Raw genomic sequence first — 8,350 nt, 5'->3', positions numbered from 1 at the left:
AACACCCACCATCTCGCTGTCCTCAGTCAGGACACTACGAACCTGCCGCGGCCGCCGCCACGACTCCACCACCCCCTCCCACAACGCCGCCGGATAATGCATCTCACCGACCCGCTGCACCACCACCCCGTCCAGCAACACACCACCCTCCGGCAAAGGATGAACCACCGCCCCCACCTGCACCGGATACGCCCGCAACCACCCCCGATGCACATCCGTGTTCCCGATCGGCCGCACCGACGCCACGAACGGCCCCGACCCATGAAACACCAGCTCATCAGCCGAAAACACCAACTCCACACCAAAATCCCGCGCCAGCCCCGCCCCGACCTCAGCTCGCACATTCCCCACCAGCAACCGCACAGGCCGCCCATCCTGCGCAGAACGGCTGCCCAGAACGCTCCGCACGAAATACAGTGCAGCATCAGCATTTCCGTCGCCCTGAACCTGCACCACCAGCTCGCTGTCGCCGACGACGTCGACAGCCACCGGAATCCGGTCCGGCGACAGCAACCTTCCTTGCGGCACCGCGCTGATCCACCCGTTCCCCTCCCGCAGATCCCAGGATCCGCCGGGCAGCTCCTGACTCCGAGCGGACACCTCGGACAGCCTCGGTGGCGGGTCGCCCACCGGCTCGGTCCCCACCGCAACCGGCACGAATTCCGGCCCCAGATCATCGACGAGCCAGGCCTGACCCGGGCCGGCCGCCCGGTAGGGACGGACCCGCGACCACCCACCGAACGGCCCGGCCGATTCAGGGTCCGGCATGGTGTTCAGCGAATCAAGGTCGATCCAGCCAGAGGAGTACACGACGTCCACCCCCAGTTCCCCCACCAGTCCGCGCACCACGTCCTCGTCGATGAAGTCCGCGTAGACCCGCCACGCCTTCATTCCCTCACGGGCCCCCGCCGTGATCCGCTCGACGATCCGTTCCGTCACCCCGTCCTCCTCGCCGGAGGCGAACCCGTCGAGCTCGGACATCACCAGCGCGGTCCGGCCCGGCTCCCGCCGGACATGGTCCGTGTCGAAGTCAAAAGACCGGTGGTCGCGGCTGAGCACGATCACCTGACCGGATCCGTATTCGCCCCATTCCCGGGAGCTCTCGTCGTCCGACGACCTGGCCGACGACCCGACCGACGACCCGTCTTGTGAGCTGACCTCCTCCGACGACGAGGCTTTCTCCGCGCGCCGTCCCACCAGCCACTGTCGCCGGGCAGACGACGCGCTCGTTCCCTGCCGCTCGACCAGGTTCACCGAGAACGACTCCGCGACGGCGCCCGCAAATACCGTGTCCGGGCTGCTCTCCCCCCGCGGACTGATCATCACCCGGACCGGAGGCAGTCCCGTCAGCAGCGCATCGGGCGAGAACTGCACGTGCAGCCAGGCCCCTTCCGCCACCTGGCGTGAGGGCGCGTGCAGCAGGGTCGGGCGCTGGAGGGAGCTGGTGATGTGGAAGACGTCGCGTGGGTCGCCGGCGGTGACGATCGGGTGGTTCATCGGCAGACCGGCGATGCGGCCGTCGGCCGTGTCGTCCACGGCCGCGAGCAGATCGTGCCAGCCGAGGCTCTCCAGATGCCGGCGGACGGCCCCGACAAGCGCCTCGTGCGAGGCCGGCACATCGTACCCGGCGAGCCAGGAACCGGGATGCCCGCCCGGCGATGTGTCAGGCACATCCGTCACGATCCGGTAGAGCTGACGAACATCCCTGAGCGTATACGGCCAGATGCCTTGTGAGGAGCTCATGACCGCAGGCTGGAGGTCCTGCGTGTTGGGCCGGAAGTGGGTGGGACCCGGCGGGTTACCGGGCCGCAGACGCCGCTTCGGGTAATTCAGGGGCCGCGGTCCCTCGACCTCGACATCCACGGCGTACCGATCGGGAAGCCCGATTTGGTGGGAAGTTTCGTGGAACAGGGTCTGGGCTGAGCTCTCGACGAAGACGCGAGCCGCGCTGGCGCGTCCGGAACCCGGAGCCAGCCGGATGTTCTGCGCGCCGCCCCACGAGAACCTGCCGGCCGTGACCAGAGGCCTGAACCGGAAGAAGACCGTGCGGCCGTCATCGGAGGTGAATCCGTCCATGGCCTGAAACATCACGGGAACGGCCGCCCGTTCCCGCTGTACCGTCCGATCGGCCTCGGCAGCGCTCACGCCGTCGTCGATCACGAAGTGGACGTGTGGGCGCATCTCCACCAGACGCACGTTCCCCACGTCGATGACACGTGCTGGGTAGGGTTTTCCGTAGTACCCCCTGTCGTCGTGCTTCGGGAGCCCGGCGGCACGCAGGAGGGCTGCCAGGACGGTCTGCCGGGTATCCCAGGTACCGAGAGCGTCGAGTCCGGCCAGAATGGTGCTGCGCAGCTCTTCGTCACCTTGATGGTTCACGCTCACCGGCGTCTCCTGGCCGGTGCGGGAGGCCAGAACCGCCCGCACGTCCTCCAGTGTGATCCGGACTCGATGTTCCAGAGGGTCCTGTCCATCGAGATGCTCAAGGACCGCAGCGGGGTCCGGCGTCCGCTCGGGACGGTCCGCCAGATCGGCCAGAAGCACGCTCAGGGGATCGCTGACACCGGCGTCTCTCAGCTGGTCCAGTTTTCCCGTCACCGCGTCGCGCAGCTGTTCGGAGGTCATCCGTGCACCATCGGGAACACCGGACTCAGCACGCCGGTGGTAGGCGCGCTCCAGCACGCGTATCAACGTGACCACGGCCCGGTACTGTCCGGACAGTGGCGAGGTGTCCCGGAGCACCTGCCGTGCCTGCTCGAGGGGCAGCAGGGGCAGCGCCGTCCGGTCCTTGTGCCAGGTCCCGAGGAAGTCGACCAGTTTCAGCGTGCCGCGGGTGGGGTCGTCCAGCGCCTCGTCGTACTCAGGCCGCCAGCTCGTACCGGCCGGTTCCATCCGCATCCGTGCCGACAGATCGCTGCCCGGACGGGAGGCCGGCACCTGGACCGGGCGCCGGTCGTCATGCAGGACCGCCCGGGTCAGGCCGGGCGCCAGAAGGCGCCAGGTCGTGAGTTTCTCCTCAGCAAGCCGCCGGTCGTGCACCTGCGCCACCGAGATCGTGGGCCGTCCCGGATGCACCGGCAACCTCATCGCCAGCACCCTGGCTGACGCAGTGTCCGAGACCATCACCCCCGAAACCGTGGGCACCGCATGTGAAACCGCGCTCTCACCCAGAAGAGTTCCCGTCCGTTCACCGTTGTCGTCCAGGATCTCGGTGTCGGGAAAGGCAATGTGATCGATCCGCCACGGCTGCTGCCGGGACGCCAGCTCCCTCTCCCAGGACGACGGGAAGAGCATCTGTCCCAGCCCTTCGACGACCACCCCCTCGTCGACGAGCTCCGCCCCCTCCCGCAGCGGACGGAAGATCTCGTCTTCCTCCACCAGGTACGCCCGCAGCCAGCCCCGGTGCACATCCGTCTCCTCCACCGGCTGCACCACCGCCAGGAACGATCCGCCGACGAAAGTCAGGGCTTCGGAGGAGAAGACAACGTCGATGCCGAGATCGCGAGCCAGCTCCGCAGCGAACTCCTTCGGCACATCCTCCAGCACCAGTCGCACCCGCGAGAGGTCTTTCATCTCGGAGCGCTCCAACACGCCCCGCACGATCCCCTGAACCACCGGATCGGAACCGCGCCCCTGGACCCGTAGCACCAGCGCGCCGTCCTCCACCGGAGGCACCAGGTCGGGCACCAGCGAAACTCCCTGCGGGGCAGCGGTGACCCAGCCGTCTCCCTGCCACAACCTCCAGACCTTCCCCCCGACCGTGACACTTCGGGAGTCCACGGCGGACAGCACCGGTCCCCCATCCTCGACCCGCTCCGGAATCGACGTGACCGCCGGAACCGCGACGAAGTCCGGCCCCAGGTGATCAACGAGCCACGCCTGCCCCGCCACACCCAGCCGATACGGCCGAAGCCGCGTCCACCCGCCGAACTGCCCACTGCGCGACGGCCAATCGTCCTGCGTGGTACCCAGCGTGCTCGTCCGGATCGAACCGGGAGTGAACACCACATCCACATCCAGCTCGGCCACGAGCCGGCGAACCACGGAATCCGCCAGCCGGTGGCCGTAGATCCGCCACGCCCTCACCCCGTCCGCGGCCGCCGCGGTGAGCTTCTCCACGATCTTGTTCACCACCGGCGCGGTGACGGACAGCAGCTCACCGTCCAGCGCCAGAACCAGTGCCCTGCGGCCCGGCTCGGCCGGGATGCCGCCCAGATCCACAGCACCGCCAGGATCGTGGCGACCCAGAACGACCACATGCTCCGGCACGTCCGGGAACGTGTATTCCTGCCAGTCCAGACCCTCGGCCGGGTCGGGTGTCGGCACTGTGGAACCGCCGACCGCCTGCCCCTCGACGCCGGAAGACGCCGGTGGCGCGAACAACTCGTCGCCCGGCGCCGAATCCATCGGCTCCAGCGGGACGCTGTGACGGGTGGCGAGGGGCTCAGCCGCCTCGGCGGTGTCGACAGGCTCGCCGACGGTCTCCGGAAGACCGGAGGACGCCCACGACAGGGCCGCCGGCAGATCCAGCTCGCCGTGCCGTGGACGCAGCGCGGCCGGCAGACTCTGCAGGAAAGCGGCCACCTGGCCGGCACTCACCTCACGACCGCCCAGAGGCTCGGCCACGTGGACGATGCGCGGCCCGGCCGCCTCGGCGCGGTTGAACGGGTAGTCCTTGACGCGCTCGCCCACCAGGCCCGGGACGTCGGGCTCCAGCCGCAGGCCGTCGGCCGCCGGGACGATGCGGACGCCCTCGACCGGCACCTGCTGGGCGGCCATCGCGGCCCGGCTGTAGGGAATCAGGCCGTTCTCGTACAGGGCGACCGTCTCGTCCACCGGGTGGATCCGCGCCGCCTGCGTGAACTCGGCGTCGATCCGGGCTGCCAGCGGGTCGTACCCGTCGCCCAGCCCGCTGACGAACGCGGTCAGCTGTGCCTCGATGGTGGGCTCGGCGGCAGCCGCGGTCCACGCTTCCTGCACAGCATCGGTCGCCAGGGTGCTGACCAGGCGGGCGGCCTCCGCCGTCCTCATCGCCTGCCACTGCGTCAGGCCCGCCGGGTCCGTCCTGCCCAGCAGCCCGAGGACGTGACCGGTGATCCTCTGCCCGAAACTCTCCAGAGCCTGGTACTTCTCCAGGTTCAGGCCGGCGGTGTGGGTCACCAGCCTCTCGTAGGAGGCGGCCAGGCCCGGAGCCACCTCGGCCGCCACGGTGAACGGCCGGCTGACATAGCCGACGCGGGCTCTTTCCCGAGCGGCGAACTCCAGCCACTTGTCCTGGTCGACGTAGGTCTGCATGTGCGCGACCTGGGCACGCGCCGAGGAGGTCAGTTCCTCCAGCGCCTGCCCGATCACCTGTTCGGACGCGCCCTGCGCCAGCCACTGAGCCCGCAGGAACTGCCGATCGGCCTGGAGCTGCGGCTCCGGATCGGCCAGAAGACGTTCCTGGGTAAGCCGGTTCGTCGTAGCGGGTACCCGCACGGGCGTCTGGGGACCGGCGTCCGCCGTGCTGCCCAGAACGGCCGATGCCGCCGTCGCGGCGCCCGCCGTGACGCCCGTTGTCGCGGCCGCAGCGGCGGCCGTCGTGGAAGCCTTCTCCATCGGCCGGTTCCCGGGAATCCGGGCAAGAACCTCACCGCTGTCGTGCCCGGGCGGCCGAACGGATCCCGTCCCGCCAACGGTCTCCGGTTCTCGCTGTGGGGACTCCTGCCCGGTGGGCCGGGACACCGCCGGTTCCGCGATCTGCTGCTGTGCTGCGGTCCGGGCCACATCGGCCGGTCCCGAGCCGTCCGCCCGTACATGCGAGGTGGTGGAGGGGGCCGACCGAGCCGTCTCGAGTGCCTGGAACAGCTCCCGGAGGCTTTCGCGGCTGCGGCGCCCGGCGTCCGGATCGGGCGCGGAGCCGTCGTTCTCGGCCGGGCCGAGGTAGCGGTCCAGCAGCAGCGCGCCCCGCAGGCCGGACGCCAGCGCCGCCGCCTCGTCGCCGGGGCCGGACGGGCGGCCGGTCACCTTCCGCTCATCGGCCAGGATGGCCTTGAGGCTCTGCTCGCCGTCGGTCAGCAGATGGTGGTCGACGGCTGCGATGTCTCGCTGGTAGCCGAGGAACAGGTCACCTCGCACCTCGTCGCTGACCGCGTAGTACCGGTTGAACAGGTCCCGGCCACCGGTCAGCTCGTTCCAGTCGTGCGCCGATCCCCTCATGTTCGCCCGCAGCAGGTGCTGATCGGCTACCCAGGTGGGGATCTGGTCCATGGTGGGGCGGATCTCCTGCTCGAAGCGCTCGATCCGGCGCTCCACCGTCGCCCGGTCCGCCGCCCCCCGGGCACCGTCCTCCTGAAGATGGAAGACGTTGTCGTGGAACGAGCCGTACCCCTCCGCCTGCAGCACGCGCTCGTTCCAGTTCCGGTCCCGGGCATCCCGGATCCGGTCGACGACCAGGCTCTCCACCATCTCCAGCGCTTCCGGCGGCAGTGTCCGGTCCTGCCCCGCTCCCGCCCCGGAGAGGTGGTCGCGGTAGGCCCGTTCCACGGCCCCGGAAGCAACGGCGTGCAGAGCGATCTCGTCCGTGAGGACGGCCGCCCGCTCACCGTCCGTCAGCTGGAAGGCCCTCTCGTATTCCTGCACCGCGGCGTCGTACCGGGCGCCCTGGAGATCGGTCAGCTTCCGCTCCCGCGCCGCCGCGTCCTGTTCCCCGTCCACCCAGCGCTTCAGGTCACCCAGTGCCTGCGTCCGGGCCGTCTCCAGGGTCGGGGCCTCCGGTACCGAACCGAACCGCTTGCGAACACCGTCCAGCACCAGCGGATGCCGCTCCAGCTGCGCCAGCGCACCCGACTGGGACGCCCGCAGCACCTCGACGGTTTCGGTGAACAATGTGTCGGCGTGCTCCCGGAAGCCCCCCGGCTCCTCCGCCGCAACCTTGATCCGGGCCTTCTCCAGGAGCTGCTCGCCCACCTGCTCCGGATCGACCCGCTCCCGGTCACCGGCGCCTGGTTCCGGCGCCTCGGCCTGGCGCTGCGCCTTCCGCAGTCCCGTTTCGACGCTCTGCCAGGCCTCCTCACGCTCGAGGGCCCGGTCCGCGGCGCGCGCCCCCTGTTCCCCCTCCCCCGCCGTTGTCGCCGGACGGACGGATGAGGCGTCGAACTGCTCCCGGAACGCGGCCACCTGCGCCTCGTCGCGCACCGCCCGGTCCACGCGGGCCGGCACCTCGGACAACGCGGACTCCACCCGCGCCTGCCACTGCGCCGCCCCGCCCTCGCTCCGGTACTGGTTCAGATGACTGAAATAATCCGTCTTCAGGTCGGACTGGACGTTCTTCCACAACTGTTCCCGCGCGGCGTCCACATGGGCCTCCGGCTCGTTGGCCGCCGTGGCCGTGCGCTCGTCGAGAGTCCGGGTGAACACGTCCTCGAACCGGGTCCGCGTTCCCGTCACCGCGAACGCGAACGCCTCCTCGTTCGCCAGCCGCACCTGATACGCGTCGGTGATCACCTCGATCATCACCTGACGCCGGTCGCCCGGGCCCGGCAACTCGCCCGCTCCCACCGGATGGCGGTTCGACGGCACCACCGCCGGTTGCCGTGCCTCGCCCTGACCCCCTGCCGTGGAGGCCGCCGGATCATGGGCGGCACTGCCTGTCGTTGCCGGATCCGGCCTTTCGCCCGAGGACTGCGGGTGCGGGGTGTCGGACGTCACGGACCCGCTCTGCTCGCCGTCCGCCCTTCCGGCGACGGCGTCACCCGCCTCGTCGGGGAGCCGGGTATAGCCTTCGTAGCCAGTTGTGACGCCGGAATCCTGTGCCGAGAAGGCGCGATCGGGCGAGATGGGGAGCGGCGACCGGTCGCCGCTCCCGAGCAGGGGGGCACTCGGGTCGGCATCGATATCGAGCTCGTCCCGGCCGGCGATCTGCTCGGCCTGCTCGCTACCCTTGCCCCGGTCCTTGATCGCGCCGACCGGGTCAGCGGTATCGATGCCGTTCCGAAGTGCCTCCGGAACAACATTGTTGGCCACGTCCTCACGGACCATCGCCCCGGACTTCTGCTCGGACCGGCCACCTGCAGACGGCATGTCGGTGAAATCGACTACTCGCGTGGCCGATTCACCGCCGACAGAGTCGGCGTACAGGCTGGACCCGTCGTCTGATTCCATCGAGCGCCGACGATTCTCGCCCAGTAGCGGCGCACTCTCGTCGAACCTGTTGCCGCCACCGATCAGCTCCACCGAGCCGTCGCCACCGCTGGTGGAAGGGCGACGGGCGACGTCCACCTCGACCCCCGGGCCGTCGGCAGAGGATTCCGTCGGCGGGCGCGTCTTCTCGTTGATCGTGGAACTGTCGTCACCACTGATGGTTCGCTCA

Annotated in this window: 2 protein-coding genes; one reads left to right on the top strand and one right to left on the bottom strand. The window is 69.8% G+C overall.

Annotated elements, in window-relative coordinates; genetic code table 11:
- Positions 1 to 8,061: hypothetical protein (locus KIH74_RS35525; protein ID WP_214160852.1), on the bottom strand; the 8,061-nt coding region annotated here is incomplete at its 3' end.
- Positions 8,062 to 8,083: 22 nt separating this feature from the next.
- On the opposite strand from KIH74_RS35525, the gene KIH74_RS35520 reads away from it, so the two are divergent.
- Positions 8,084 to 8,350, top strand: a 267-nt coding sequence (locus KIH74_RS35520; protein ID WP_214160851.1) for a hypothetical protein, incomplete at its 3' end; no start/stop codon positions are given.

Origin of the sequence: Kineosporia corallincola (genome assembly GCF_018499875.1) — a bacterium.
GTDB lineage: Bacteria > Actinomycetota > Actinomycetes > Actinomycetales > Kineosporiaceae > Kineosporia > Kineosporia corallincola.
This window is presented reverse-complemented; position numbering and strand designations above follow the sequence as displayed.